The sequence below is a fragment of the Methylobacterium persicinum genome (assembly GCF_022179525.1).
Classification (GTDB): domain Bacteria; phylum Pseudomonadota; class Alphaproteobacteria; order Rhizobiales; family Beijerinckiaceae; genus Methylobacterium; species Methylobacterium persicinum.
Window position 1 is genome coordinate 26715 of sequence record NZ_BPQX01000025.1, and the last position, 26656, is coordinate 53370.

Annotated in this window: 29 protein-coding genes; 9 read left to right on the plus strand and 20 right to left on the minus strand. The window is 69.7% G+C overall.

Annotated elements, in window-relative coordinates; all coding sequences use genetic code 11:
- Positions 1 to 41 precede the first annotated feature (41 nt).
- Together murJ and MFF22_RS10645 are read right to left on the minus strand one after the other, a co-directional pair.
- Complete coding sequence (gene murJ / locus MFF22_RS10640) at positions 42 to 1568, minus strand: murein biosynthesis integral membrane protein MurJ (protein ID WP_238248943.1); 1527 nt, start codon at positions 1566 to 1568, stop codon at positions 42 to 44.
- 193 nt (positions 1569 to 1761) lie between these two features.
- A complete protein-coding gene (locus tag MFF22_RS10645) occupies positions 1762 to 2361 on the minus strand; it encodes a superoxide dismutase (protein ID WP_238248990.1) in 600 nt (199 codons plus the stop codon).
- Between the two features lie 196 nt (positions 2362 to 2557).
- On the opposite strand from MFF22_RS10645, the gene MFF22_RS10650 reads away from it, so the two are divergent.
- The 3 genes from MFF22_RS10650 to MFF22_RS10660 all read left to right on the plus strand — a co-directional run bounded on the left by MFF22_RS10650 (position 2558) and on the right by MFF22_RS10660 (position 6120).
- Positions 2558 to 3343, plus strand: a complete 786-nt coding sequence (locus MFF22_RS10650; protein WP_238248944.1) for a hypothetical protein — start codon at positions 2558 to 2560, stop codon at positions 3341 to 3343.
- A 153-nt stretch (positions 3344 to 3496) separates the two neighbouring features.
- On the plus strand, positions 3497 to 4912 hold the full coding sequence (locus MFF22_RS10655; RefSeq protein ID WP_238248945.1) for a lipopolysaccharide biosynthesis protein: 1416 nt from the start codon (positions 3497 to 3499) through the stop codon (positions 4910 to 4912).
- Between the two features lie 14 nt (positions 4913 to 4926).
- Positions 4927 to 6120 (plus strand): GNAT family N-acetyltransferase, encoded by a 1194-nt coding sequence (locus MFF22_RS10660; RefSeq protein WP_238248946.1) that lies wholly within the window; start codon positions 4927 to 4929, stop codon positions 6118 to 6120.
- Between the two features lie 213 nt (positions 6121 to 6333).
- On the opposite strand, the gene MFF22_RS10665 is transcribed toward MFF22_RS10660, so the two are convergent.
- On the minus strand, positions 6334 to 6561 hold the full coding sequence (locus MFF22_RS10665; RefSeq protein ID WP_238248947.1) for a hypothetical protein: 228 nt from the start codon (positions 6559 to 6561) through the stop codon (positions 6334 to 6336).
- An 84-nt stretch (positions 6562 to 6645) separates the two neighbouring features.
- On the opposite strand from MFF22_RS10665, the gene MFF22_RS10670 reads away from it, so the two are divergent.
- Entirely contained in the window at positions 6646 to 6828 is a 183-nt protein-coding gene (locus MFF22_RS10670; protein ID WP_238248948.1) for a hypothetical protein, read from the plus strand.
- Here MFF22_RS10670 and MFF22_RS10675 read toward each other — a convergent pair.
- Positions 6804 to 8231, minus strand: coding sequence for a protein adenylyltransferase SelO (locus tag MFF22_RS10675; RefSeq protein ID WP_238248949.1), 1428 nt, complete (start codon positions 8229 to 8231; stop codon positions 6804 to 6806). The genes MFF22_RS10670 and MFF22_RS10675 overlap by 25 nt on opposite strands.
- 39 nt (positions 8232 to 8270) lie before the next feature.
- Complete coding sequence (locus MFF22_RS10680; RefSeq protein WP_238248950.1) at positions 8271 to 8747, minus strand: tRNA (cytidine(34)-2'-O)-methyltransferase; 477 nt, start codon at positions 8745 to 8747, stop codon at positions 8271 to 8273.
- Positions 8748 to 8896: 149 nt separating this feature from the next.
- Between MFF22_RS10680 and MFF22_RS10685 the strand changes: the two genes are divergently transcribed.
- Together MFF22_RS10685 and MFF22_RS10690 are read left to right on the plus strand one after the other, a co-directional pair.
- Positions 8897 to 9418 (plus strand): PRC-barrel domain-containing protein, encoded by a 522-nt coding sequence (locus MFF22_RS10685; protein ID WP_238248951.1) that lies wholly within the window; start codon positions 8897 to 8899, stop codon positions 9416 to 9418.
- A gap of 100 nt (positions 9419 to 9518) precedes the next feature.
- Positions 9519 to 10100: an SCO family protein gene (locus MFF22_RS10690; protein ID WP_238248952.1), complete on the plus strand. Its 582-nt coding sequence runs from the start codon at positions 9519 to 9521 to the stop codon at positions 10098 to 10100.
- Between the two features lie 12 nt (positions 10101 to 10112).
- Here MFF22_RS10690 and MFF22_RS10695 read toward each other — a convergent pair whose 3' ends face one another.
- Positions 10113 to 10748, minus strand: coding sequence for a PilZ domain-containing protein (locus MFF22_RS10695; protein ID WP_370877613.1), 636 nt, complete (start codon positions 10746 to 10748; stop codon positions 10113 to 10115).
- A 115-nt stretch (positions 10749 to 10863) separates the two neighbouring features.
- Positions 10864 to 11472, minus strand: coding sequence for a PAS domain-containing protein (locus tag MFF22_RS10700; protein WP_238248954.1), 609 nt, complete (start codon positions 11470 to 11472; stop codon positions 10864 to 10866).
- A 294-nt stretch (positions 11473 to 11766) separates the two neighbouring features.
- On the opposite strand from MFF22_RS10700, the gene MFF22_RS10705 reads away from it, so the two are divergent.
- Together MFF22_RS10705 and MFF22_RS10710 are read left to right on the plus strand one after the other, a co-directional pair.
- Positions 11767 to 12585 carry a rhomboid family intramembrane serine protease gene (locus MFF22_RS10705; protein WP_238248955.1) on the plus strand — a complete coding sequence of 273 codons (819 nt, stop codon included), beginning with the start codon at positions 11767 to 11769 and terminating at the stop codon, positions 12583 to 12585.
- Positions 12586 to 12720: 135 nt separating this feature from the next.
- Complete coding sequence (locus tag MFF22_RS10710; RefSeq protein WP_238248956.1) at positions 12721 to 13152, plus strand: CBS domain-containing protein; 432 nt, start codon at positions 12721 to 12723, stop codon at positions 13150 to 13152.
- A gap of 36 nt (positions 13153 to 13188) precedes the next feature.
- Here MFF22_RS10710 and MFF22_RS10715 read toward each other — a convergent pair whose 3' ends face one another.
- The 4 genes from MFF22_RS10715 to MFF22_RS10730 form a co-directional block, all read right to left on the minus strand.
- Positions 13189 to 14196, minus strand: a complete 1008-nt coding sequence (locus MFF22_RS10715; protein WP_238248957.1) for a magnesium transporter CorA family protein — start codon at positions 14194 to 14196, stop codon at positions 13189 to 13191.
- A 165-nt stretch (positions 14197 to 14361) separates the two neighbouring features.
- Positions 14362 to 14628, minus strand: coding sequence for a hypothetical protein (locus MFF22_RS10720; RefSeq protein WP_238248958.1), 267 nt, complete (start codon positions 14626 to 14628; stop codon positions 14362 to 14364).
- Between the two features lie 56 nt (positions 14629 to 14684).
- Positions 14685 to 15920, minus strand: coding sequence for a class I SAM-dependent RNA methyltransferase (locus MFF22_RS10725; RefSeq protein WP_238248959.1), 1236 nt, complete (start codon positions 15918 to 15920; stop codon positions 14685 to 14687).
- Positions 15917 to 16654: a TlyA family RNA methyltransferase gene (locus MFF22_RS10730; RefSeq protein ID WP_238248960.1), complete on the minus strand. Its 738-nt coding sequence runs from the start codon at positions 16652 to 16654 to the stop codon at positions 15917 to 15919. The genes MFF22_RS10725 and MFF22_RS10730 overlap by 4 nt, the downstream gene beginning before the upstream one ends.
- A 93-nt stretch (positions 16655 to 16747) precedes the next feature.
- Between MFF22_RS10730 and MFF22_RS10735 the strand changes: the two genes are divergently transcribed.
- Positions 16748 to 17293, plus strand: a complete 546-nt coding sequence (locus MFF22_RS10735) for a superoxide dismutase family protein (protein ID WP_238248961.1) — start codon at positions 16748 to 16750, stop codon at positions 17291 to 17293.
- On the opposite strand, the gene yciA is transcribed toward MFF22_RS10735, so the two are convergent.
- The 9 genes from yciA to MFF22_RS10780 form a co-directional block, all read right to left on the minus strand.
- Complete coding sequence (gene yciA, locus MFF22_RS10740; protein WP_238248962.1) at positions 17286 to 17693, minus strand: acyl-CoA thioester hydrolase YciA; 408 nt, start codon at positions 17691 to 17693, stop codon at positions 17286 to 17288. The two genes, MFF22_RS10735 and yciA, sit on opposite strands and share 8 nt — an antisense overlap.
- A gap of 8 nt (positions 17694 to 17701) precedes the next feature.
- Positions 17702 to 17839 (minus strand): hypothetical protein, encoded by a 138-nt coding sequence (locus tag MFF22_RS10745; RefSeq protein ID WP_238248963.1) that lies wholly within the window; start codon positions 17837 to 17839, stop codon positions 17702 to 17704.
- A gap of 236 nt (positions 17840 to 18075) precedes the next feature.
- Complete coding sequence (locus MFF22_RS10750) at positions 18076 to 18261, minus strand: YegP family protein (protein ID WP_238248964.1); 186 nt, start codon at positions 18259 to 18261, stop codon at positions 18076 to 18078.
- Between the two features lie 94 nt (positions 18262 to 18355).
- Positions 18356 to 19882, minus strand: coding sequence for a DEAD/DEAH box helicase (locus MFF22_RS10755; RefSeq protein ID WP_238248965.1), 1527 nt, complete (start codon positions 19880 to 19882; stop codon positions 18356 to 18358).
- A gap of 356 nt (positions 19883 to 20238) precedes the next feature.
- Positions 20239 to 21906, minus strand: coding sequence for a sensor histidine kinase (locus tag MFF22_RS10760; protein WP_238248966.1), 1668 nt, complete (start codon positions 21904 to 21906; stop codon positions 20239 to 20241).
- Between the two features lie 322 nt (positions 21907 to 22228).
- On the minus strand, positions 22229 to 22981 hold the full coding sequence (gene trmB, locus MFF22_RS10765) for a tRNA (guanine(46)-N(7))-methyltransferase TrmB (protein WP_238248967.1): 753 nt from the start codon (positions 22979 to 22981) through the stop codon (positions 22229 to 22231).
- A 7-nt stretch (positions 22982 to 22988) separates the two neighbouring features.
- Positions 22989 to 24167, minus strand: coding sequence for a methionine adenosyltransferase (metK, locus tag MFF22_RS10770; RefSeq protein WP_238248968.1), 1179 nt, complete (start codon positions 24165 to 24167; stop codon positions 22989 to 22991).
- Between the two features lie 164 nt (positions 24168 to 24331).
- Positions 24332 to 24739, minus strand: a complete 408-nt coding sequence (locus MFF22_RS10775; RefSeq protein ID WP_238248969.1) for a helix-turn-helix domain-containing protein — start codon at positions 24737 to 24739, stop codon at positions 24332 to 24334.
- A gap of 180 nt (positions 24740 to 24919) precedes the next feature.
- Complete coding sequence (locus MFF22_RS10780; protein ID WP_238248970.1) at positions 24920 to 26599, minus strand: B12-binding domain-containing radical SAM protein; 1680 nt, start codon at positions 26597 to 26599, stop codon at positions 24920 to 24922.
- Between the last annotated feature and the right edge of the window lie 57 nt (positions 26600 to 26656).

Genomic DNA, 26656 nt, shown 5'->3' on the forward strand with positions numbered 1-26656 from the left:
CCTCAAGCCCCCGCTCCCATCTAGGGCGGAAGATGGGCGGGTCAGGCCCGTCGCAGGCGAAGACCGAACAGATGCAGCAGGCCCACGAGCAGGCCGCCGTAGACCACGGCCCCCGCCGCCCCGAGGACGGCGAGCACCGCAATCTCCCGCCCATGGCCCATGGCGGGGACCAAGGCCTCGGCGACGGGCCGCCCGGACAGGGCCACGCCGGTAAGGGCGAGGCAAGCGAGCGCCACGCCGACCACCGTCAGGCCGAGGGTGCGCCCCGGCGCCGTCCAGCCCCGGCGCTTGGCGAGGCCCATGAGGATCGCAAGGTTGACCCATTGGCTGACCGCGGTCGCCAGGGCGAGGCCGGTGACGCCATAGGGACCCGTCAGCCACAGCTTCAGGGCGACGTTCACGGCGATGGCCGTGAGGGAGGCCCAGAGGGGCGTCTTGGTATCCTGCCTCGCGTAGAAACTCGCGACGGCGCTGCGCACCAGCACCACCGCCGGCAGGGCGAGTCCATACGCCGCCAGCACCGAGGCGGCGCGGGCGGCGTCCTCGGCGGTGAACTGGCCCCGCTGGAACAGGGCGGCCATGATCAGGCCGGGGATCGTCAGGAAGGCGACCGTGAAGGGGGCCGAGAGGGCGAGGGAGAACCCCGCCGCCCGGTTCTGCGCCCCGTGGGCGCCGGCCACGTCCCCGGCGGCGATGCGCCGGCTCATCTCCGGAAGGAGCACCGTCCCCGCCGCGATGGCGATGACGCCGAAGGGCAGCTGATAGAGCCGGTCCGCATAGTAGAGGGCCGAGACGGCCCCCGTCGGCAGCCAGCTGGCGATGATCGTGTCGGCAAAGGCCGCGATCTGGAACCCGGCGGAGCCGATGACGGCGGGGCCAAGCACGGCGAAGAACCGCTTCAGGGCCGGGTCGAGGCGCGGAACCGCCAGCCCCGGCATGACCCCCGCCCGGCGACACTCCCACCACAGCAGGCCGAACTGCAGCAGCCCCGAGACCGCCACGCCCCATGAGGCGGCGAAGGCGGCATTCGGGAACAGGAAGGTCAGGGCCAGCGCCGCCAGCATGGCGAGGTTGAGGAGGACCGGCGCCCCCGCCGGGACGGCGAAGCGGCGGTGGGCGTTGAGGATGCCCGACAGCAGCGTCACCAGGGTCATGAACAGGAGATAGGGGAAGGTGATGCGCGTCAGCGCCACCGCGAGCTGGAACCGCTCGCCCCCCTCCTCGAAGCCCGGCGCCAGGGCATGGACCACGAAGGGCATCAGCGGCAGGGCGATATTCAGCAGCACGAGCTGCACGATCAACATGAGCGTGAAGACGCGGTCGGCGAAGCGCCGGGCGGCACCGGTGGCCCCCGCCTCCTCCAGGGAGGCGTAGGACGGGACGAAGGCGGTGTTGAACGCCCCCTCGCCGAAGATCGCGCGGAAGTGGTTCGGCAACCGGAAGGCGACGACGAAGGCGTCAGCAATGGGCCCGGCACCCATCACGGCCGCCATCACCACGTCGCGGGCGAACCCGGTTACGCGGGAGACGAGGGTCCACCCTCCGACCGACAGGATGGAGCGGATCATGGACACGGGACGATCCCGCGACCGCCCGGAGGGGGCGTGTGGCCCAGGCAGGCGTCCGGCACGGTTCGATCGATGGAAATGGCCGCGCCCCCGTCAGGCCGGGTCGGCCCGGCGGGCGCATCAAGAGCGGGTTTTACCGTTCATCTCAAGGGGCCGGGCACCACAACGGCATGGTGCCCGGCCGGCACGCGCCTCAGGCGGTCGCCTCGGCGAACATCTTCTCCACGTGTTCCCAGTTCACGAGGTTCTCGATGAACGCTTTCAGGTAGTCGGGCCGGCGATTGCGGTAGTCGATGTAGTAGGAATGCTCCCACACATCGACGCCGAGGATCGGCTTGGCGCCGTGGACCAGGGGGTTCTCGCCGTTCGGGGTCTTCATGATGGCGAGCTTGCCGTCCTTCACGGCGAGCCACGCCCAGCCCGAGCCGAACTGGCCGATGCCGGCCTGGATGAAGTCCGCCTTGAACTTCTCGGCACCGCCGAGATCCTCGTCGATCTTCTTGGCGAGCGCACCGGGGATAGCACCACCACCGTTAGGCTTCATCCACTGCCAGAAATGGATGTGGTTGTAATGCTGCCCGGCATTGTTAAAGAGCGCCTGATTCGTGTTGTAGGCCGCCTTGACGATCTCTTCGACGCTCTTGCCTGCGAGATCGGTTCCTTCGAGCAGCTTGTTGCCGGTATCCACATAAGCTTTGTGGTGCTTGTCGTGGTGGAACTCCAGCGTCTCCTTCGACATGTACGGCCCGAGGGCGTCGTAGGCGTAGGGCAGTTCCGGCAGTGTGAAGGTCATCATGCGTCTCCGTGCGGCCTGGGGCCCATTGCGCGCCCCCGGCGGGGTGCTCCCGGGTTGACGTCCGGTACGTAAGTCGGGCTTGCGTCGTCGGCAACGCCGATGGACCGGCACGAACAGGTTTTGCAAAACCTCGGCAGCGCCTTACTGTGCCGGCCACTCCGGGACCCCTGACCACCCGAGTTCAGAGAGTACTATGATCGCTGCGCTGTTCGCGCTCGCCGCCGCCATGATCATCGCCGGGGTGACCGCCGTCATCGAAGGCTTCCCCTACGTGCGCCTCGAAAGCGGGATGGCGATGGTCTACGGCGGTTCCGTCGTCGGATCGTCCGGCGTCCTGCTGTTCGGGCTCGCCGTCGTCGCCACGGGGCTGCGGCGGGTGGAGAAGACCCTGCGCCAGGGGCGAGGTTCCGATGACGCTGTGCTCCCCGCACCTGTCCGCGAGGCCGGCAACGCCGACATCGACCCGTTCCAGGATTTCGTCACCCCCCCCGTCACGGCGGGTCCCGGCGCGACAGCGGACCGGACGCGGATCGAGCCTTCCCTAAGCGAGACTGCGCTCGCCGCGCCGGATGCCGGGCCTCGCTCGCCGCGGCAGCCGGAGGTTCCCGCCGCCATCGAGCCGGAGCTTCCCCTGCCGGGCCTGACCCCGCCCCATGCGGCGGACAAGCCGGCCACCGAGGTCCGGACGGAGACGGGAGACGACCTTTTCGTACCCCCGCGTCCGACGCCGGAGCCCGTCGCCGCGGGACCGGCCCACACGGAAACGGCCCTGCGTTCGAGCCTTGACGAGGCCCCGGCCGCCGGCCCGGAGCGCACCGTGGTCGGCCGCTACAGCTCCGGCGGCAACACCTACATGATGTTCGACGACGGAGCGATCGAGGCAGATACGCCGAACGGCCGCTTCACCTTCGCCTCCCTCGACGAACTGAAGGCGTTCGTGGACGGCGGTGGAGAAGCCGGCGCCCGGGGTGCCGCCTGACGGGCATTCCGCCTGACGCATCGATAGGATGGGGCGGGCGGCACGCCGCCTGCAGTGGGGGTTCGTGACCGACAGCCACACCCCGAGCCCTGCCCCACCCCGGTACGGATCCGCCCCAGCCAGGGACGCGGGCCCGTCCGCGAACCCGATGCCATGATCGCCCGTCACAGCCTGATCTATGTCGGCTCGCGCGGCATCGCGGCGGCCCTCAACATGGCCTCCGTGGCGGTGTTCACGCGCCTGTCGCCGGCGCAGACCTACGGCAGCTACCTGTACCTGCTGTCGTGGGCCCTCGTCCTCTACGGGGCGACGTGTCAATGGCCCAAGTTCTCGTTCTTCGCCCTCTACGATGAGGGTCGCGCGCAGGCGCAGATCGGCACCGTGGTGCGCATCCTCGCGGGCTCGCTCCTCCTGGCCGGGCTCGCCGCCGGCCTCGCCGCGGCCCTTGGGCTGATCGCCGCGCCCGCGGCGGGGGCGATCCTGCTCCTGGCGGTCGGCTTCACCCTCTTCGAAGGCTCCACCGAGATCGCCCGCACCCGCCTCAAGGCCGGGGCGGTGGCGGCGTCGGTCCTCTGCCGTGCCGTGCTGATGCTCGGCCTCGGCAGTGCCGTCCTGCGGGCCACGGGCGATCCCGTAGATCTCGCCCTGGCCATCGCGGCATCGAACGCCCTGGGCGCTCTGCCCGCCCTCATCACGATGGGCCCGCTCATGCGCGGACAGGGCAGCCGGGCCGAGGCCCGGCGCCTGATCGCCTATGGCTGGCCGCTGGTCCTCTCCTTCGGCGTCGCCGCCCTGGCCCAAAGCCTCGACCGGCTGATCATCGCCAAGACCGTCGGCCCGGCGGGGCTCGGCGCCTACGGGGCCATCGCCGACTTCCTGCGGCAGAGCTTCATCGTGTTCGGGGAGGCGCTCGCCCTCTCGCTGATGTCGATCGCCAAGCGGGAGGCCCGGATCGACGGCATGGCCGCGGCCTCGGGGGTCTTGTGCGACGCCGCCCGGGCGATGACGGCCATCGCCGCCTTCGGCGCGGTGTTCTTCCTGTGCTTCGACGACCTCGTGGTCGCGATCCTGCTGGGACCGGGATACCGCGAGGAGGCACGCCGCCTCGCCCCGATCCTGATCCTGGCGAGCATCCTGATGATGTTCCGGTCCTATTATTTCGGGCAGGTCATCTATTTCACCCGCACGAGCCGGCTCGAGGCGGCGGCCGCCTTCGCGACCCTCATCACCGTCGCCTTCGCCTCGCTCCTGCTGATCCCGCCCTTCGGCGCCTTCGGGGCCGCCGTGGCCTTCGCAGCGGGACAGGCGGCGGCCTGCTTCGTGCTCGTCGTCGGGGCCGAACGGGCCGGCACCGCGATGCCCTTGCCCCTGGCGGACATGGCCGGGATCACCGTTGCCGCCCTGGCCGTGGGCCTCGCCATCAGCGGCATCGGCCTGCTGCCGGGGGGAACGCAGCTTCCGGGGATCGCCCTGCGGCTGATTTTGCTCGGCGTCGCGTTCCTCGCGGTGGCGTGGCGCATCGACATGCTGGGCCTGGCCGGGGCCATCCGCCGCCGGCTGGCAGCATGACGGCGCCGTTTCCCATGCCGAAGCGTCCTCCGCCGGATCGGCACCACGACCCGGCGACGGTGAGGTTGCCGGGCGGCCTCGTCGCCGCCTTCCGGCCCCTCGATCCTGCCGCGGCATGGGTCCCGGCCTGGGAGGCCCTCGGGGCCACCGCCCTCGTCGCCAACCCGTTCTACGAGGCGGCTTACGCCCTGGCCGCCGCCCCGGCCTTCGGGGCTGGCGTGCGGATGCTCCTCATCGCCGACAGGCCGCCGGAGGAGCCCGGGGTCCGCCTGCTGGCCGCGTGGCCCCATCGCCTGGTGCGGTCTCGCTGGGGCGTTCCCCTGCCCCTGCTGATGGGGTGGACTCACGGCTACGCGCCGCTCGGCGTGCCCCTCATCGATGCCGGCGATCCCGGCACGGCCCTCGCCGCCTTCCTCGCCGCCCCGGGTGCCGTGGGAGCGCCGGGGCGGCTCCTGCTGACCAACGCTCCCGCCGAGGGGCCATTCCGCGACCTTCTGGACCGGGCCGGGAACCGGCAAGCCGCCTACTGGCCCCATCGCCGCGGGATGCTGAGCCCCGCCTCGGATCCGGCTTCCCGGGAGACCTATCTCGACCACTTGTCCGGCAACCGGCGTCGCAGGCTGCGCCGGGCCCGGCGGCGCCTCGACGCATCCGGCACGGTCACCTTCGAGCTGCTGACCGATCCGGCCGTCTTCCCCGCCGCCCTGGACGCGCATATCGCTCTGGAGTCGGCGAGCTGGAAAGGCCGGGTGGGAACGGCCCTGGCGCAGCGCCCGGACGAGGCCGCCTTCCTACGCGACGCCGTCGCGGCCCTCGCCGAACGGGGCCAAGTAAGGATCGCCCGCCTCCAACAGGGCGGCAGACTCCTGGCCTCGGCGGTCCTGCCCCTGACGGGCCATGACGCCTTCGTGCTCAAGGTCGCCCATGACGACAGCGACCCGGCCGCGGCGCCCGGCGTGCAGTTGGTCCACCGCCTGACGGAGGACGTCCTCACGGGTTCGGACATCGCGCGGATCGATTCCTGCGCCCCCCCCGGCTTCGAACTCGCCACGCTGTTCTGGCGGGAGCGCAGGGCGATTGCCCACCTCCTCGTCGAGGCGGGGCACGACCCGCTCTTCCCCGTCGCGTCACGACTGGAGCGGGCGCGGGAGGCGGTCGCGCGCCTGCGGCTCGCCCTCAGGGAGCGGCGGGAGAAATCGCGGGGCTAAAGCGGTTTCCGGAACACTTGGATCACGTCATCACCACGGTCATTGCGAGCGAAGGGTAGCAACCGAGGGATCCGCAACATCCTGAGATGTCTCGCGGCCCTGGATTGCTTCGCTCCGCTCGTAAAGACGGAAATCACGCGATCCAAAGATTTCCGGACCCGCTTGAGCGGGCGTCGGAAAAACACCCCGTCCGTCATCCGCCGGATCGCGCCCCTAATCGCCTTCCTCGAACCGGGTGCGATAAAACACCTCGCGGCCGGCGCCGTCGATCACGCGCACCGCTTGCGCTGGCTCGGCCCGGCGCTGCGGAACCCGTGCCCGTGCGAAGAGGCGCAGCGCCCGCTCCTGTGCGGCTTCCGGACCGGAGACCCGGACCGAGATGCGGGTCACGACCTCATCGCCGTCGGGGCCGATGACTTCGATATGGAAAGTCTCGCGCAACCGGGTCAACCTGCTCTATGTGGGTGCGCGACCGACGGCACGAGGCGCCGGGTCCGGTCCGCTTCGCCGCAATAGGGGAGTTGCGTGGATCCACTCAAGGCCGCCGCCGCCACCCTGTTCTGCCTTGCCCTGTTCTGGCTCGTCCTGCGCCTGACGCAGCGGCTGATGGAGATGGCCATCGCCGCCGGCCGGGCCGAAGAGCAGCGCCGGGCGGACGCGGAGGCCCTCGCGGCGCAGGCGGATCAGACCGCCGGGGTGGTGCCGTAGGCCTCGGCCATCCGGGCGATCGCGGCAAGCTTGGCTTCGAAGGCCGACCAGTCGTCCGCCTCGGCAATGGGCGCCCACAGCGCCTCGACCTCCTCAATCAGCATCGTGCACGGCTCGCCCGCGAAATATGGGTGGTCGAGGTGGGCGTCGGCGGCGGGCGCCATCCCTTCCAGCGCGGCCCGCACGGGCGCGAAGGCCGCTGAGCCGTAATGGTCCGCGTTCGGGCTTTCGGCGGCGCGCCCGGCGCTGGCGAGGCCGCCGCGCCAGTCGAAGAAGAAACGCTCGAACGGCGCCCGGCTGTCGCCGAGGAACTTCCACACTGCGGCCACGAGCCGGTCCGTCTCCGGCCGCGGCGCGGGGGCGAGGCCGAGCCGGGCGAACAGGGCCTGGGCGAACCCATCCTGCAGGGCGGGCCCGAACCCTCCCAGGGCCTCCTCCAGCCGCGCCTGGGGGGCGAGGGTCAGCAGGCAGTCGGCCAGCCGGCACAGGTTCCAGAACAGGGCCTCCGGCTGGCGGCCGAAGCTGTAGAGGCCGGACTGATCGAAATACGCCGCCGTGAAATTCGGATCGAAGGCCGGCAGGAAGCGCCAGGGCCCGTAATCGAAACTCTCGCCGGTGACGTTGATGTTGTCGGTGTTGAGCACGCCGTGGACGAACCCCGCCGCGGCCCACTGGGCGCCCATCCGTGCCACCCGGACGATCACGTCTTCCAGAAAGGCGACGGCGCGGTCCTCCGGCGTCTCGCGCCAGAGTTCGGGCATATGGGTGGAGATGGTGTGGTCCAGAAGCCGCGCGATGTTGCCGGACTCGTCGAGGGCCAGGAACCGCTGGAACGTGCCGATGCGGATATGGCCGTGGGACAGCCGCACCAGCACCGAGGATCGTGTCGGCGACGGTTCGTCGCCGCGGATCAGGTCCTCTCCGGTCTCGATCAGGCTGAAGGATTTGGAGGTGTAGACGCCGAGGGCCTCCAGCATCGCCGTGGCGAGCACCTCGCGCACCCCGCCCTTCAGGGTCAGGCGGCCGTCAGCGGTGCGGGACCACGGGGTGGTGCCGCTGCCCTTCGTCCCCAGATCGAGGAGCCGCCCGTCAACGAGGTCATGCAGCTGCGCGAAGAGGAAGCCGCGCCCGTCCCCGAGTTCGGGGTTGTACGAACGGAACTGATGCCCGTGATAGCGCAGGGCCAGGGGCTGATCGAAGCTGCCCGGCAGGGGCTCGAACCGACCGAAATGGGCGATCCATTCCTCGTCCGACAGGCCGCCCAACCCGACGCGCTCAGCCCAGACCTGATTGCGATGGCGCAGGATCGTCGTCGGAAAGCGGGCCGCGGCCACGATGTCGTAGAAGTCGGGGCCGAGGTCGGCGTGGCGCCGGGACGGGCGGGGCGTGCGCGGATCGGGCAAGGCTGCTCTCGGGATAGTGAAGGCCGGGTGTCTTCCGGGTCAAGCGCGCTGGCGGCGATCCGTTGCGTCGCCGGTCTGCCGAAGGGCCTCGCCGAGGATCATCGCCGCCGCCACCGCGACGTTGAGCGAGCGCATCCCCGACCGCATCGGCACGACGACCCGGGCGTCGGCGGCAACGTGGACGGCCTCAGGCACGCCGGCCGATTCCCGCCCGACCATTACGCAGTCGCCGGGCCGGAAGGTGAAATCCGTATAGGGCACGGCCCCCGCCGTGGTGGCCAGTATAAGGCGCGAAGCCGCCTCCCCCCGCCATGCCTCGAACGCCGCGAAGGAGCGGTGGCGGGTGATCGCGACATGGTCGAGGTAATCGAGACCGGACCGGCGAAGGTGCCGGTCGGAGACGTCGAATCCCGCCGGCTCCACGATCTCCACGGGCAGCCCGAGACAGGCGGCCATGCGCATCATCGTACCGGCATTCTGCGGGATATCGGGCTGGTACAGGACGAGACGGGGCATGGGCGACTTCGCTTCCTGTGAAGGGCCTCACCAGCGAAGCCGGCAAAACGCAACGATTTCAACACAGAGCGTGGAACCGTGCCCTGCCCCTCCGCCTTGTGCGGGCGTTGCAGCCGCCGCGGCTGCTACGACCGGAAGGCTCCCGCCCCATGCGCATCTCGATCCCGACCGTCGCCCTGGCGGCGGCCCTCTCCTCCGCCGCCCTGGCTCCGGCTGTCGCCCAGACATCCGATACACCGGCCAACACCACGCCGAACACGGCGGCGCCCGCCGATGCCGGACCGGTCCAGTCCAAGCCGGCGACCCTGTCCGACGACCTCCGGCCGAAATTCGTCGCCCAGACACCCACCGACATGGTGTCGAGCAAGCTGGTCGGGCTCAGCGTCACCAACAATGCGGGCGACACGATCGGCCAGATCGCAGACCTCGTCCTCGACGAGAAGCAGCAGGTTAAGGCGTGGGTCGTCGGCGTCGGGGGCTTTTTGGGGATCGGGGCGAAATACGTCGCCATCGACCCCTCGGCGCTCAAGGTCACCCGTGGCGATGGCGACACCCTGAAGGCCACGATCGACACCACCAAGGACCAGCTCCGCGCCGCGCCGGAATACATCTATCTCGGCAAGGAGAAGCCGAAGGACGCGCAGGCGACATCGCCGGCCCGCCAGCCCTGATCACCGGCGGGACGGCCGGCAGGCGTCATCGTGCGGGCTTGCCGGCCTGAGGCGTTCCGTGCTCTGCCCCCGGCCATACCGAGCCGGGGTCCCCACCGACATGCGCCGTGCCCTCATCCCGATCATCGCGTTCTGCCTCGGCCTCCTCGGCGTCACAGCCGCCGCGTTCCTCGTCCTGAAGCCGGAGAGCAGCGCCGTCGGGACCGCCGCCGTGGGCGGGCCGTTCACCCTGATCGATCAGGACGGGCGGACGGTCACGGACAAGGACTTCCGGGGGGCGACCCACCTCGTCTTCTTCGGCTTCACCCATTGCCCGGATGTCTGCCCGACGACGCTTCAGCAGATCTCCGACGTGTTGGCCGCCCTCGGGCCCAAGGCGAAGGACATCAAGGTCGCGTTCGTGACCGTCGATCCCGAGCGGGACGACCCCGCGAGCCTCAAGACGTATCTGTCGAGCTTCGATCCGCGCATCACCGGGCTGACCGGCACGCCCGAGCAGGTCGCCGCGACGGAAAAGGCGTACCGTGCCTATGCCCGCAAGGTCCCCGACAAGAACGGCGACTACGTCATGGAGCACACGGCCATCGTCTACGTGATGGATGCGCAGAACCGGTTCGTGGGCGCCCTCGACCTGTCGCGCCCCCCCGAGCAGACCGCCGCTGAGCTGGCGAAGCGGATCTGAGGGAACGCCGCCCTAAAGCGTCATGCCCGCGTGGAACCGGTCGGGGGAGAGGGGCAGCAAAAACTGCACGCCGAAACCGCCCTCGAAGATGCGGACGAGGCGGCCGGGGGTGCTGCCCACCGTGACGATGCTGCCCATCGGAGGGACGGTGGCGCAGGTCATCGCCGCGCCGGAGAGGGAGATGTCGATGAGCCGGGCCGCGACCTCGCGGTTGTTCTCCAGCCGCAGGGTGACCATCGGCTTATCCGGGATGACGCGCTCGTGGCTGCGGCCCTCGGGCAGGCCCAGGATCTCGCGGTTGGTGAGCCATGTGAGCTGGGAGGCGAGCTTATCCCGTTTCCGGGGCGAGGCGGCGAGGCGCACCGCGAAGCCCCCGGAGGTGTGGCGAGCCACCACGCCTTCAAGACGCCCGATGAATTCCAAATAGAGGACGACCCGTTCGCCGATCTCGCCGAGGACGGCGCAGGTCAGGCGAACGCCGCCGGGCGACATGTCCACGGTCTGGCAGGGATATTCCCGCCGGTCGGCCAGCATGTAGCGGCCCAGGACGGCGACCCGAACCCGTTGATGTTTGCGCTCGTCCGAAGCCACCCGCGTGCCGGTGCCTTGCCTCACAAGCTGATGTGTACCGGCATCTGCTGCAAGCATACCTGACGAGCCGCCGACGAAGTTATCCCAGGCGCCAGTGTAAATGCTCAGCCGTTACGGAAAGCCTTCACCCCGCGCGAATGTGTCCATCAATTGCCGGTTCGCGTTATTTCGCTCAGGCGCGGCCGCCCGGATGCACCATGAGATGGCCGCGCCGGACCGGCGCATCGGGGATCATCGCCCGCCGCATGCCCTCGCCGGCCCCGGCTGATGGCGGACGCATGCTCCGGTTGCGGGGCGCGAGGATCCTCAGGGAGGTCGTCTCCGCCCGGACCAGGGGCTTCAGGCCGAGCCAGGGGGGAGCGCCCATGAAACTCAAGGCGCCGAGAGCGCGAACATGGGGGCGGCCCCGGTGCCGCAGGGGCAGGAGCAGCAATTCGAGATCGACTTCCTCCTCCGCCCGGTTGATCCCGCGCATCCCCGTCACGACGCCCAGGGTGTCGAGGGCGACGGTCTCGGCGAGGCGCCATGCGTCACCGGGGCGGTCGCCCCACAGGACGCCGAAGGGCTGCCCGCGCAGTTCACGGCCGTAGAGGGCGCAAACCCGCGTTCCCGCGAGGCGGATGACGGCCGAGCGCGCCGGCACGTCGAGTTCCAGGATCAGACTGTCCGCCAGGAGGTGGCGGATCTCGCCGGGTTCGATCTCCGCACGCTCGGGCGCGGCGCGGTCGCCCCGGATCTTTTCCCAGTAAGCGTGAAGCAGATGACTCGTTGAATGCTTCATGTCTGTCCCGGATCGGTACAATTGTGCCGCGTAAGGTGCCCGTTCGAGACATCGGGATGACGTCCCTGCCCGCGCACCGTGCGGTGACCGGCCCTTTCCGCAATCACTATGCCCTCGGTCCGGCCGATGCATCCGGCGAATTGAGCTTTGGTTAAGGTTGATCGCTACCGCAGCCTGTGCACGCCGACACAACACAACCAGCATAAGCAGATAGGACCGGAAACGGCTCATTGCCGAGCTTGCGAGGGCCTGTCGGGCTTGCCGCCGGCACCCGCGTGACAACATGTGGAGGCGATGGACGCCTCCCCCGACTTCCCGCGCCAGAGCCGCGCCCCGGTTTTCAACATGCCGGGGGTCGTGACGGTATCGATCGGCGTGCTTTTCGCGATCCAGGCGATTCGCGAGTACCTGCTCTCGGAGGTGCTCGACATCCAGGTCGTCCTCGACCTCGCCCTCGTGCCGGCCCGTTGGACGGTGTGGTTCGATCCGGCGCGGGCGCTGGAGGTGATCCAGGCCGCGGTCTCCGGCGACGCGGAGACCGGGGCGATGCGCGAGGCCTTCGCCCGCTACGTCACGGGCCAGCAGAGCCTCGAGCCCTGGACGTTGGCGACCTACGCCCTGCTCCACGGCTCATGGATGCATGTGATCTTCAACAGCGTGTGGCTGGCGGCCTTCGGTACGCCGGTCGCCCGGCGCTGCGGGGCGTGGCGCTACGGCGCCCTCGCCCTCGCCGGGATCGTCGCCGGCGGCCTACTGCACGTCCTGATTGATCCCTTGAGCGCCACGCCCCTGGTCGGCGCCTCCGCGGGCATCTCCGCCCTGATGGCGGCGGCGGCCCGCTTCGTCTTCCAGCCCCCGGCTTCCGCCTATGGCGGTCCCCCCTGGCAGATCGCCCCGCATCGCCGGGCCGAGACCATTCCGGAACTCTTGCGCAACCGGACCGTGGTGGCGTTCCTCGCGATCTGGCTCGTGACCAACCTGCTCTTCGGCCTCGTCAGCCTCCCCCTGGGGGCCGAGACGGCCGCCATCGCCTGGGATGCACATCTCGGCGGCTTCATCGCCGGCTTCGCGCTCTTTCCCCTCCTCGACCGGAAGATCCCCGCCGGACACTGACGACCGGCCTTGCCAGACCGGGGGATCGGCCACACACTCGCGGTCAATCGAGGAAGCCGGGATCAACCCGGCCCGCACTGGCGCAACCGGCGCGCCGGGCTGACGGCGTGCCCACCGGCTTGCAGGGAGGGATCGATGACCGTCGCGCGTATCCTGTCGGAGAAGGGGCATTCCGTGGCCACGGTGAGCCCGGACAAGACTCTTGGAGATGTCATCCATAGTCTCGCCGAGAAGCGCATCGGCGCCCTCGTCGTGGCCCATGCCGACGGTACGGTGGCGGGCATCGTGTCGGAGCGGGACATCATGCGCGCCCTGGCGCAACTGGGTGCCGCCACCTTCGATGCGCCGGTCAGCGACCACATGACGGCCCACGTGACGACTTGCAACCGGTCCGCCACGATCGAGGATGTCATGGCGCTGATGACCAACGGGCGCTTCCGCCACCTCCCCGTCTGCGAGGACGGGCGCCTCGTCGGCATCGTGTCGATCGGCGACGTGGTGGCGAAGCGCATCGCCACCGTCGAGGCCGAGCATCAGGCTCTGCGCGAATACATCACCATGGCCTGAGGGCCGGCGGCGGGATCCGGGGTCGGCCGACGGTGCCTACAGCCATTTCTTCCAGCGGAAGAAGGCATAGGGCAGCACGGCCGCCACCACCATCATCACCACCGCCATCGGATAGCCGAAGGACCAGTCGAGTTCCGGGATGGTCTTGAAGTTCATGCCGTAGATCGACGCGATCAGCGTCGGCGGCATGAACACCACGGCCATGACCGAGAACAACTTGATGATGTTGTTCTGTTCCAGGTTCACGAGACCGAGGGTCGCGTCGAGGAGGAACTGAATCTTGGTCGAGAGGAAGGTGGCGTGCTCCTCCAGGGATTGGAGGTCGCGCAGGGTCGAGCGCACGTCCTCGCGCAGATCCCGGGGGGCCTTATTCGTACGGTAGGTCGCCGAGAGCGAGAGCAGGATCCGCTCCATGGAGACGAGGCTCTCGCGCTGCTTCGAGATGAGGTCCCCGTGCCGGCCGAGCGCCCGCAGGGTGTCCTGGAGGGCGGTGTTGCGGGCGCTGGGGTCGTCCTGCACCTCGAAGATCGAGCCCGACAGGCGGTCGATCCGCTCACCCTGAAGCTGGAGGACGTCCGCGGCCCGGTCGATCACCGCTTCGATCAGGCCGGCGAGGATCGCGTCACCGGAGGCCACGACCGACTGGTTCTGCCCGCTCGTCGCCCGCCCCGCCCGCTGGGCGAACATGCGGAAGGCCTGGGGCTCCTCGTGCCGGACGGTGATGAGGCGGTTGCCCCGCAGGATGAAGGTGATGCCCGCGAGGCCCGGATCCTCCGATTCGCTGACCTTCGACAGGACGCGGCCGGTCATATACCGGGCCCCATCCTCGACGTAGAGCAGTTCGGACGGCTCGATGTCCTTCATCTCCTCCCGGGTCGGCACCTCAATCCCGGCGAATTCCTCGACCTTCAGTTCCTCCTCCCGGGTGGGCCGGATGAGGTCGAGCCAGAGGGTGTCTTCGGGGATGACGTCCTGCAGATTGACGGCCCGGCGCTCGAGCAAATGATGCCCGGCCTCCGTCACGGGCTGGTGGATGAAGATCACGCGGGAATCTCTTCAGGGACACGGCGTCGAGGGACGGCCCCGCATCCCGCAGGCGGGCGTGCGGTGCAAGGGGCCGAGCGCATGTGGCGCCGTTTCTTGAAGGTTCCGTGACAGCGGGCCGGTCCGCGGAGCATCCGCCCCGGGCACCGACCGCATGCGCAACGTTCAGTTGCAGCCGTCGCAGATGCTCTTCTCGATCCGCTTCGACAGGCCCCGGTCCTCCCGCCTCTCCCGCGGGGATTCCACCTCGCCGGGGCCGAGCGAGGTGCCCGGCGGCTTCGTGACGCCGAGGTGGTTCGTGTAGGGGGCGGTGATGGTCGTGCCGGGACCGCCTCCGGTCCCGGTCTGGTCGGGCGCCACGAGCCCTTGAGCGAAGGCGGCCCCTGGAACGAGAAGGGCACCGAGCAGCAGGATGAGGGTTGTCCGGGGCATCGTCGTGTCTCCGTCTGTGGAAAAACGTTCGATTCCCCTGGTGGTTGCGCGAGGCTTCAGCGTCGGGCCTTCTCTCGGCGAAACACGCCGACCATCTCGACATGCCCGGCATGGCGGAATTGATCGACCGGTGTGACCTGTTCGAGCCGGTAGCCCCCCGCCGCCAGGATCGCCCCGTCCCGCCCGAAGGTGCCGGCATCGCAGGCCACGCCGACGACGAGGGGCACCCGCGAGGCGGCGAGTTGCCTGGCCTGCGCCTCGGCGCCCGCCCGGGGCGGATCGAACACCACCGCGTCGTAGGCGTTGAGTTCGATCGGCAGGAGCGGGCGGCGGAACAGGTCACGCCGCTCGGTGGTGATCCGCTTGAGGCCGTTCGCCTCCCGGGCCGACCGGTCGAGCCCTGCTAGGGCCGCCGCCTCACCCTCCACCGCGTGGACGGAGGCCTTCGCCGCCATCGCCAGGGCCAGGGGTCCGCAACCCGAGAACAGATCCGCCACCCGCCGGACCCGGGGGCCCATCGCCTCCATGACGAGGCGTGTGAGGGCGGCCTGCCCGTCCGCCGTGGCCTGCAAGAAGCCGCCCGACTGGGGATAGAGCCGGATGCCCTCGGCCGAGACCGTGACCGGCTGCGCCTCCATCAGCCTCTCCCCGTGGAGGGACAGGCGCGCGAGCCCGAGTTCCCCCGCAAGGCGCACGAGGGCCGCGTGAACCCCCGGCGAGACCGGGCCATGACCGCGCAGATCGACATCGAGCCCCTGGTCGACCTCCGTCACGGCCACGTCCAGGGGCTTGCGCCCACCGCCGACCGGGACGGCCAGGACGCGGGCGATCTCCGGCGCCCGGCGCAGGGCCGGCACGGTGATGGGGCAATGGTCGAGGGCGACGATGGAATGGCTGCGGGCTTCCATCAGCCCGGCTACCGTCGCGCCGTCCACGTGCCGGACATGCAGGGTGATCCGCCGCCGGCCTGCCCCGTGGGCGTCGATGGCCGGCTCGGGCGCCACGGGGAGACCCGCCTGGGCGAGACCGCCCGCGACGATCCCACCCTTCCAGGCGAGTTCCGCCTCCCGGGACAGGTGCTGCGTGCGGCAGCCGCCGCAGCGCATGAAGTAGGGGCAGAAGGGCTCCACCCGCTCCGGTGCGGCGCGTTCCAAAGCGACAACCTCCCCGCGCTGCCCCTCCCGGCGGATCTCCGCGCGCTCGCCGGGCAGGGTGAAGGGCACGATGGTGCCGTCCTGGGCGATCCCGTCGCCCCGGGCGCCCAGGCGCAGGATCTCGATGCTCTCGTTCACGGCAGCTTCGCCCCAATCAGGAATTCGGTGTTGCCGTCGCCGCCTTCGACGGGCGACGGGATCAGGCCGAGGATCGCCGCACCCCGGTCTTCAAGCTGGGTGCGCACCGCGGCGCAGACCTCCGCGTGGACCTGAGCGTCACGGACGATCCCACCCCGGCCGACCCGCTCGCGCCCCGCCTCGAATTGCGGCTTGATAAGCGCCGCCAGCGTGGCGCCGGGCGCCAGGAGCGGCCACAGGGCCGGCAGGACGAGGCGCAGGGAGATGAAGCTCACATCGACACTCGCGAGGCGGGGACGCGGATCGAGGCTCGCCGGGTCGAGGTGGCGGATGTCCCTACCTTCGAGGCTCGTCACCTGCGGATTTCCGCGCAGGCGCGGATGCAGCTGGTCCCGGCCGACGTCGACGGCATGCACATGGGCCGCCCCCCGGGTGAGCAGCACGTCGGTGAAGCCGCCCGTCGACGCGCCGACGTCCAGGCAGGGCAGACCGGCCGGATCGATCCCGAAGGCATCGAGGGCGGCGGCGAGCTTGAGCCCGCCACGGGAGGCGAAGGGATGGGCGGCCTGGGCCTCCACCCGGGCGCCGGGGGCGATCATCTCCGAGGCCCGGCCGAGGACGCGACCGTCCACCCGCACGAGCCCGGCACGGATGGCGGCCTGTGCCCTCGCCCGGCTCTCGAAATGGCCGTGCTCCACCAGGAACAGGTCCGCCCTCTGGCGCTCGCGGGTCATCGCTCTCCGGTCTCGCGGCGACGGAGTCACCCTGGCCCTGTCGGCGCCGCCTGCGACCCCTACCTAACCGCGACCAGACAAGAGGGCCATTGCATGACACGCACGCTGACGCTGCTCGCGCTGCTGGGAACCCTGACCGCAGGCGCAGCCTTCGCGCAGGAACCAGCCAAAGACCCCGCCAAAGCCGCCGCGCCGGAGAACTACGAGAGCCCGATCAAGAACGCCAAGGGCGATACGATCGGCAAGCTCTCGATCCGGGATGGTGCGAACACGCTGGTCATGCGTGTGACCATCCAGCCCGGTGGTCTCCCGCCCGGCTGGCATGGGATCCATTTCCACGCGGTGGGCGATTGCTCCGATCCCAAATTCATGAACTCGAAGGCCCATGTGAACCACGATCAGAGCAAGCATGGCCTTCTGAATCCGGACGGGCCGGACGAGGGCGACTTGCCCAACATCTTCGCCAATCAGGACGGCTCGGCCAATGCCGAGGTGTCATCGGAGACCGCGCTGACCGGTGAGGGCGGCCTCAAGGACGGCGACGGCTCGGCGCTCATCATCCACGCCAACGAGGACGACTACACCACCCAGCCGATCGGCGGGGCGGGGGACCGGATCGCCTGTGGCGTGATCAAGTAGGGATCGGGCGCGGGCGGCCCTCGTCGTCGATGGCGACGAAGGTGAAGGTCGCCCGCGTCACCCGTTCCCGATGCTGGGTGCGGAAGCGGCGCGCCCAGGCCTCGACCTCGATCTTCATGGAGGTCCGGCCGACATGCGACACCCGCGTGTAGACGCAGAGCACATCGCCCACCGAGACGGGACGGATGAACGTCATGGCGTCGACGGCCACGGTGACGACCCGGCCGTGGGCCCGTTCGACGCCCGCGATGCCCCCCGCCTGATCCATCTGCGACAGCACCCAGCCGCCGAAGATGTCGCCGTTCGCGTTGGTGTCGGCGGGCATGGCAATAGTGCGCACGGTGAGGTCGCCCTGGGGCGCTTCCTCGTCGCCCTGGGCTGCTGTGCCGGAGACCTGCATGACCGCCCTCAGGGAAACACCCCGGCCAGGGTAAGCCCCGCCGCGGCGAACACAAAGAAGGCGCACAGGATGCAATCGAGCGGGATCGATTGCCAGAGGTCGCGCGATGTCCGCGCCTGCGCCGCGCGCTCGGCGATATCGTTCATGGCGAATGGTCCGCGTTTCCTCGCGGCCAGCCGGATCTGACGCCCGCCGTGCCGAACCGGCACCATACCGCAGGACGACACGGGACGCACGGGCACGTCGGGTCAATGTTCGGGTAACGTCACCCGCTGCGTCATCGCGAGCGAGGCGGTGCGGCGCTGGGAAGGCCAGATAGAATGTGGCGTCCCAGAACCGTTTCGCATCGTTCGCAATGACGGCGGGAGCTTGGGGGCGAGGCTTAGGCGATCTTCGTCGTCATGTCCTCGATCTTCGCCTCGGCACTCTGTCGAACGAGGGCGATGCCGTGCTCGCAATCCTCGCGGCGGACATAGCCCTCACCCGAGTCGGCGATCGTTTCGCCGTTGCGGGCGCGCAGGCGCCAGCGCCATTCGCCGCCGGCATCCCGGTAAATCTCAAAGCGCATCACCATCTCCCACAAAAACGGCCGCGACGCGGAACGCATCGCGGCCGGATGGCCTCAAGATAAGGTCGATGCGGCCCGTCGGAAGACGGGTCGTTTACGAGCGCGGGGCGCGGTCGAGCCAGCCGATGCTGCGGCCATCGTTGCCGCCGCGGCCCGCCGCGTCACCCTGGCGGGGACGGTTGTCCCGGCCGGAACGGGGCTGCTGCGGACGGGCATCGCGGCCCTGGCCGTCGCGGGCCTGAGCCGGCCGGCCGCCCTGGGCGGGACGGCCCTGCCCGTGTCCGGCACCCTGGCCGCCGGTACCACGACCGCCCTCGGGGCGACCCTGCTGCGGACGACCCGATTGCTGCGGTCGGCCTTGCTGCGGACGGCCCTGGCTGGGGCGACCGCGCCCTTCCTGCGGGCGGGCGCCGCGGGGCTGCTGCTGGCGCGGGGGCCGGCGGGATTCCTCACGGGCGATCTCGGCCGCCGCCTCGCCGGACGGGGCCACAAATCCCTCGGGGAAGCCCACGACCGGCACCTTCTGGCGGGTCAGCCGCTCGATGTCGCGGAGGTAGGCGCGCTCCTCGTCGTTGCAGAACGAGATGGCCAGCCCATCCTTGCCGGCGCGGGCCGTGCGGCCGATCCGGTGGACGTAGCTCTCCGGCACGTTCGGCAGGTCGAAGTTCAACACGTGACTGACGCCATCGACGTCGATGCCGCGGGCGGCGATGTCGGTGGCGACGAGCACCCGGCACTCGCCGTCGCGGAACGCCTGGAGGGCGCGCTCGCGCTGGGGCTGGCTCTTGTTGCCGTGGATGGCGGCGCCGGCGATGCCGGACTTGTCGAGGCCGCGCACCACCCGGTCGGCGCCGTGCTTGGTGCGGGTGAAGACGAGCACCCGGTCGATGGCCGGATCGCGCAGGATGTGGGCGAGGAGTGCCTGCTTCGCGCCGGTATGGGCGAAGATCACCTGCTGCTCGACGCGCTCGGCCGTGGTGGCGACGGGCGTCACCGCGACCTGAACCGGATCATCGAGATACTGGGCCGCGAGCCCGGCGATGTTCTTCGGCATGGTGGCCGAGAAGAACAGGCTCTGGCGCTTCGAGGGCAGCATCCGCACGATGCGCTTCAGGGCGTGGATGAAGCCCAGGTCGAGCATCTGGTCGGCCTCGTCGAGCACGAGGATCTCGACGCCTTCCAGGGTCAGGGAGCGTCGGTCGACAAGGTCGATCAGCCGCCCCGGCGTGGCGACGAGGATATCGACGCCCGGCGCCAGCGCCCGCTCCTGGCGGCCGATGGTGACGCCGCCGAACACCACGGTGTTCGTGTAGCGCAGGTGCTTGCCGTAATCGGAGAACGAGTCGGCGATCTGGTTGGCGAGCTCACGGGTGGGGGACAGCACGAGCACCCGGCAGCCCCGGCGGGGCGGCCGACGGTCTTCGAGGCTCAGGCGGTGGAGGATCGGGAGGGCGAAGGCGGCGGTCTTGCCGGTGCCGGTCTGGGCGATGCCGCAGAGGTCGCGGCCTTCCATGGCGGGGCGGATGGCCTGCGCCTGGATCGGCGTCGGCGTGGTGTAGCCGGCCTCCTCGAGCGCCCGGAGCACGGGCGGAGCGAGTCCGAAATCGGAGAATTGGGTCAAGTCGGTATCCGTCGCAGCAGGATCGGCCGCGCCGCACGATGGGCGGCGCCGTAAGGGCGATCCGTCGAGTGGGGAAAGCCCGCGTGATGGGGCCGTCCGGGTGCATGCACGTTATGAAGAGGGGGGCCGGACCGCGGCGCTCAAGCCCGTCCGTCACGCAGCCCCCTCAGGCGATCCGGCGATGCGGTCGCTGACGCTGCACCGCCGATATGCGGCTGTGCGGGTGCGAAGTCAATGGCGCCCCCGGGTCCGACACGTCCGGGCGGGGGCGGACCCGAGCTTCTCCGGTGGAGGGTCGGACGTTTCCCCCCCCGAGGCAGCGGGCGCGAAGGAGGGTCCGCCCGGCCCCGGCTGGCTCACGCCAGGGGGTTCAGGCTCGCGTTCCGCGGCGGCAGGGGCGCCCGCATGGTGAGGGAGAACCCGTCGGGCGAATAGTCGGTGATCACCTCGGCCTGAACCTGGGTGATCAGCACCCGGTGCAGGAGCCGCGAGCCGAAGCCCTGGCGGCGGGGCGGCTCGACGGTCGGGCCGCCACTCTCGCGCCAAGTGAGGCGCAGGGTGCCGGCCGGGCCGCCGGGCTCGAGATCCCAGTTGACGGTGACGCGGCCGGTGCGGTTCGAAAGCGCCCCATACTTCGCAGCGTTGGTGGTGAGCTCATGGATCGCCATGCCCACCGGCACGGCGATGTCGGAGGGCAGATCGATGGGCGGCCCTTCAAGCACGACGCGCCCGTCCTCGCCCCCCGCCTCCGCCACCTCGGCATAGGGCCGAAGCTCGTTGACGAGGAGCCCGGTGAGGGACGCCGTCTGCCACGTGGCCTCGGTGAGAACCGAATGGGTGTGGGCCAGGGATTTGATGCGGCCGACGAAGGCCTCGTAGAAGCTGTCGATATCGGTCGCGGTGCGGGCCGTGGAGCCGACGATGGCCTGCACCGTCGCCAGGGTGTTCTTCACCCGGTGGTGCAGTTCGCGGATCAGCAGGGTCTGCCGCTCCTCCGCGAGGCGGCGGTCGGTGACGTCGGCGACCACGCCGATGAGGCGCCGGGGCAGGCGGTCCGGGGCGTCGCGCTCGAACCGGCCGGCCATGTCGATGGTGCGCCACGCCCCGTCCGACTTGCGGCGAATGCGGCCGCTGATGTGCAGGTCGCGGTCTTCCCTCAGGGCGGCCGAGATCGCCTTGCGGACGGCCGGCCGGTCGTCGGGGTGGAGGATGCCGCTCAGGAAGTCGGTCTTGCCGATGGTCCCGTCCTCGGGCGCGTGCCCGAAGATCTCGTACATGCGGTCGTTCTCCCAGACCGCATGGTCGTCGAGCATGTGCCAGTCGAAGATGCCGAGCTTGGCCACCGCCGTCGCGGCCCGCAGGCGGTGCGCGTGGGCGAGCAGCTCGCTGCGAGTCTCGATCCGCGTGGTGATGTCCTGCACCACACCGACCATGCCGCTGAACGTTCCGGCCTCGTCGGTCAGGGCCTGACCGCTCACCTGCACCACGATCCCCCGCCCTTCGATGGCGAGATGCGTCTCGAACCGGTAGGGCTCAAGGCGCTCGACGGCTTCGGCGATGAGGCGGGAGACCCGTTCGGGTTCCACGAGGAAGGGCCGGAGGACCCCCCATGTGACGGACCGGCCCGGCGGCTGGCCGAGGATGCGCGCCGCCCGGTGGGAGAGGGTGACGGAGCCGCTGGCCCTGTCCCAGCGCCACTCGCCGAGGCCGGCGGCGGCCATCGCGTCGCGGTTCGCCTCGGAATGCGCCGCCTCGTCGGGGTCCACCGCTTCGACGACGAGAGTCTCGCCGGAACGCCTCACCCGCACGTCGATCTCGTTCCCGTCCGCCCGCTCCCAGACCCGGATGCCGGAGTGCAGCGCCGCCGGATCCCGGGCGAGGTCGGTCGCCGGGGCGCCGTCGAGGCTCCCCGAGGGACGCGCCAGAAGCGCGTGGAGTGCCGGGTTGGCGGCGAGCACCGTCGCCCCATCGTCCGACAGGTGGGCGAGCCCCACGAGAGCGCCTTCGAATGCCAGGCGGCACACGTCGCTACCCCTTGGATCGTGCTTAGTCCTTCCCGTCACGCCAGGAACCCTTGGACGCGCGACCCGGCCGACATGAAGCGTCCCGAACCGCCACAAGATCCAGCCACCCCGCAGCCCAAGGATGGGGCCCAAGCGTGGCGGCGGCAAGGCTGGCCTTTTCGCGCACTGACGTTGTCACGGCAAATCGAACGGGGAAATCCGCCGGGCCGTTCGTCTCCGCGCGTTTCCTGTGGGTGGCGGGACGCGATCCGGCGCGTGGGACGTGGTGTGTCCCGGGATTGCTTCGCTCCGCTCGCAAGGACGAGGGTGCTGTGAAAACCAGTCAGCGCGGACGGCGCACGAATTCCAGGTAGGTGGGGCGCCGACCGGTGGCCAGGGCCTTCGCCTCGTAGCGGGTGCCGGGCCAACCGGGGAACGGGGTGAGCCAATCCCGCGCCGAAGCCGCCGTCCAGTGCAGGTCCGGCGACCGGGCGACCCGCGCCAAGGTCCATCCGGCATAGTCGTCGATGTCGCTGGCGAAGCGGAACGTGCCGCCATCCTTCAACAGCCGGGAGATCTGGGCGAGGGATTCGTCAGAGACGAAGCGGCGCTTCCGCTGGCGGCGCTTGGGCCAGGGATCGGGATAGAGAAGGCTGACCTGCCCGAGGCAGGCATCCGGCAGGCGTGCGAGGAGCGGGGCCACGTCCCCATCCCGGACACGCACGTTGCGCAAGTCCCGGGCCTCGATCTCCGCGAGGAGCTTCACCACCCCGTTGACGAAGGCCTCGGCGCCGATGAAGCCGATCTGCGGATGAGCCGCCGCCCGCGCGGCGAGATGCTCCCCGCCCCCGAAACCGATCTCGAGCCAGATCTCCTCCGGCCCGGTCCCCATCTGCGAGAAGAGCCTTCGCGGCTCGATCCGGCCTCCCCCCGGCGGAAGATCGATCCGCAGGGTAGGAAGCAGGCTCTCGAGGCGATCTTCCTGGGCTCCCCGCAGGCGCTTGCCCTTGCGCCGGCCGAAGAAGGCGCGATCCGCCTCCTCCGCTTCGCCGTATCCGCCCTCCAGGTCGGGAGGGACTTCCGCCCTCCCGGTCATGGCAGGGTCAGGCGAGGGCCGAACGCAGCTTGTCGGCGAGGTCGGTGCGCTCCCAGGAGAAGCCGCCATCCGCGTCGGGGGCCCGCCCGAAATGGCCGTAGGCCGAGGTGCGGGCGTAGATCGGCTTGTTCAGGCCAAGCGCCGTCCGGATGCCCCGGGGCGAGAGGTCGATGGCGTCCATCAGGACGGATTCGAGCTTCGCCTCGTCCACCTTCCCGGTCCCGTGCAGGTCGACGTAGATCGACAGGGGCTTGGACACGCCGATGGCGTAGGACAGCTGAATCGTCGCCCGGGAGGCGAGGCCCGCAGCCACCACGTTCTTGGCGAGGTAGCGGGCGGCGTAGGCGGCCGAACGGTCCACCTTCGTCGGGTCCTTGCCCGAGAAGGCGCCGCCGCCGTGGGGCGCCGCGCCGCCGTAGGTGTCCACGATGATCTTGCGCCCGGTGAGGCCGCAATCGCCATCGGGGCCGCCGATGACGAACTTGCCGGTCGGGTTGACGTGCCAGACGGTGCCCTCGTTCACCCAGCCCTGCGGCAGGGCCTTGAGGATATAGGGCTCCACGATGGCGCGCACGTCGGCGGAATCGAGGGATTCGTCGAGATGCTGCGTCGAGAGGACGATCTGCGTCACCTCGACGGGGCGGCCATTCTCGTAACGCACCGTCACCTGGCTCTTGGCATCGGGCCCGAGCTTGGCGGCGTCGCCGGCCTTGCCCTTGCGGGCGTCGGCGAGGTCCTTGAGGATCTTGTGGGCGTAGAAGATCGGCGCCGGCATCAGCTCGGGCGTCTCGTCCGACGCATAGCCGAACATGATGCCCTGGTCGCCAGCCCCTTCATCCTTGTTGCCGGCCGCGTCCACGCCCTGGGCGATGTCGGCGGACTGGGCGTGCAGGTAGATCTGCACGTCGTTGTTCTTCCAGTGGAAGCCGTCCTGCTCGTAGCCGATGTCCTTCACGGCCTCGCGGGTCAGCTCCTCCAGGTCCTTGAAGGTCACCGAATCGGGGCCGCGGACCTCGCCGGCGATGACGACGCGGTTGGTGGTGGTCAGCGTCTCGACACCGAGCCGGGCCTCCGGCATCGCGGTGATGTAGGCATCCACGACCGTGTCGGAGATCCGGTCGCTGACCTTGTCGGGATGCCCTTCGGACACGGATTCACTGGTGAAGAGGTAGTTTGAACGCGCCATCGGTCGTCTCGCCGCCTTCGGGTGCCGGGGGCTCGACCTGTCCGGCCCCGCCCTTCTTGCCGGCCGGCTTGTCCCACCGGCATAGCGGATGGTCAAGCCGATTGGCCGGATCCGTTCGTTTTACAGGACGGCGCCTCTTGCCATAGCGCCTGATCTGCCGCCGCTCAGGTGCGGAGCCGCCGCTCCAGCATGTGGACGGCGGCGGCGATGTTGCGCCGTGTCTCGTCGGGATAGGTCTCGTTGATGTGCCGACCGACGAGATCGGCCAACCCGACGAGGCCGCCTTCGGCCAGGGGGGTCTGCGCCTCCTCGGCGAAACCGTCCGGCATACCCTCTTCGGACTGGGGCATACCACGGAAGAAGTATTCCATCGGCACGCCGATCATCCGCGAGAAAATGTCGAGGTGGACCGCACTAATGCGGTTCGTCCCCTTTTCGTATTTCTGAAGCTGCGCTGCGGACATGCCGAAGCTCTGCGCCACCCGGCGTTGGGTCAGGGAGGCCTTCCGCCGCTGCTCGGCGATGCGCTGACCGATATACACGTCGCGCTGGTCCGTCTTCTGGCCTGCCATCGATGAACTCTCAGACCTCCTGACTGCTTCCCGGCTCGCCCTCGTCAGCGCGAGTTCGTCGAAGCTTAGCTGCGGGCTGACAATTTGTCACGGCACGGTGCAACGGGCGAGCGCAGACCGGGGCCTGCGCGACAGGCCCCGGTCACGACTTTCTGATCGCACAACCCCAGTCTAGGACGGTCAGGCGACGGCGGCGAGACGCTCCACGGCCGCCTTCCCGACCCGGCCGGTGGCGGCTTCCTCCCCGGGGGGCAGCACAGGCGGCTGCGTCCATCGGCCGGCGTCGATCTCCGCGATCCGGGAATCGATCTCGCGCATGACGTAGCGGGAGAACGGGTAGACGTGGAGGTAGATCACGATGTTCGTGACCACAGCCTCCAGGGCCGCCGGGTTGCGCCGGGCGGTGTCGAAGAAGACGCTCCAGGCGTGCTTGGCGAGTTCCGGCCGGCGCACGCTGACCCGCCACATGATCCGCGTCAGAGCCACGAGGTCCTTGGCGACGGCGCCCCAGCGGAGTTTCTGTGCCGCGAAGCTCGGCCGGTCGAGCAGGCGCCCGAGTTCGCGCACCCGGTCGAAGAAGGCCTTGGGATCGTAGATGTCTTCCAGCACGCCCCGGTAGTCGGAGAGCACGTCGCGCTGGGGGCGGAGGGTCACGAAGTTCAGGCCCTGGGTGCACTGGTCACCCTGGTCGGACGTGGTGACGGCGTAATTCTCGTAAAGGCGTCCTTCCCGGCGCAGGCGGCGGGAGAGCTGCGTGTTCGGCAACGCGAACAGCAGGCCGACCATGGCGATCGGAATGCCCGTATCGGCGATGCAGGTGGACATGGCCTTGGTGATGCTGTCGGTCTCGCTGTCGAAGCCGACGATGAAGCCCGCGGTGACGAACATCCCCGCGGCGTAGAGCTTGTGCACGCTCTCGGCGATCGAGCGGCGGGTGTTCTGCTTCTTCTGCGTCTGGATCAGCGTCGCCTCGTCGGGCGTCTCGATCCCCGTGAACAAGGCGAAGAAGTTCGCCCGCCGCATCAGGTCCAGGAGTTCGTCGTCGTCCGCGAGGTTCAAGGACGCCTCGGTGGAGAACTTGAACGGGTATCCGCGCTCCTCCTGCCACGCGATCAGGTGGGGCAGGAAGAGCTTGATCGCCTTCTTGTTGCCGATGAGGTTGTCGTCCACGAAATCGACGTGGCCCCGGTAGCCCAGGGTGAACAGGCGGTCGAGTTCGGCGAGCATCTGCGGCGTGGTCTTGGTCCGCGGGGCCCGGCCGTACAGCTCGATGATGTCGCAGAACTCGCAAGTGAACGGACAACCGCGGGAGAACTGCACGCCGATATAAAGGTAGTGGCTGAAGGTCAGCAGGTCGAACCGGGGAATCGGGCTCTTCGTGACGTCCGCCTTGAACTTGACGGCGGTGAAACGACCCGTCCGCTCGCCCCGCTCCCAGGCGGCGACGAATTCGGGAAGGATTCCCTCCGCCTCGCCCGCGACGACGAAGTCCGCCCGGTCGTACACCTCCGGTGTCGAGGTCGGCGCCGGGCCGCCGACGCAGACCGGCGTGCCCAGGGTGCGGCAACGCTCGATGATCTCGAGGCAATCCGGCTCCTGGGGGAGCATGCCGCCGGTCATCACAAGGTCGACGCCGCGGATCGCCTCGTCGGTGAGGGGTTCGCAATTGGCGTTCAGGAGGCCGATCTGCCACGTCTCGGGCAGCATGGCGGCGAGGGTGATAAGGCCCAGCGGCGGAGCGGCGGCCTTGGCCCCCTGGATCTCCATCGCCTCCTTGAAGTTCCACATCGAGTTTTCGTAGAACTTCGGAAACACGAGCAATACCCGCGGAGCCGTGTTCACGTCCGACTTGCGGTTCATCTGTGCCTCACCGGTGGGGCCACCGGGGAAGACAATTCCCCGGACACCATGCCGCCC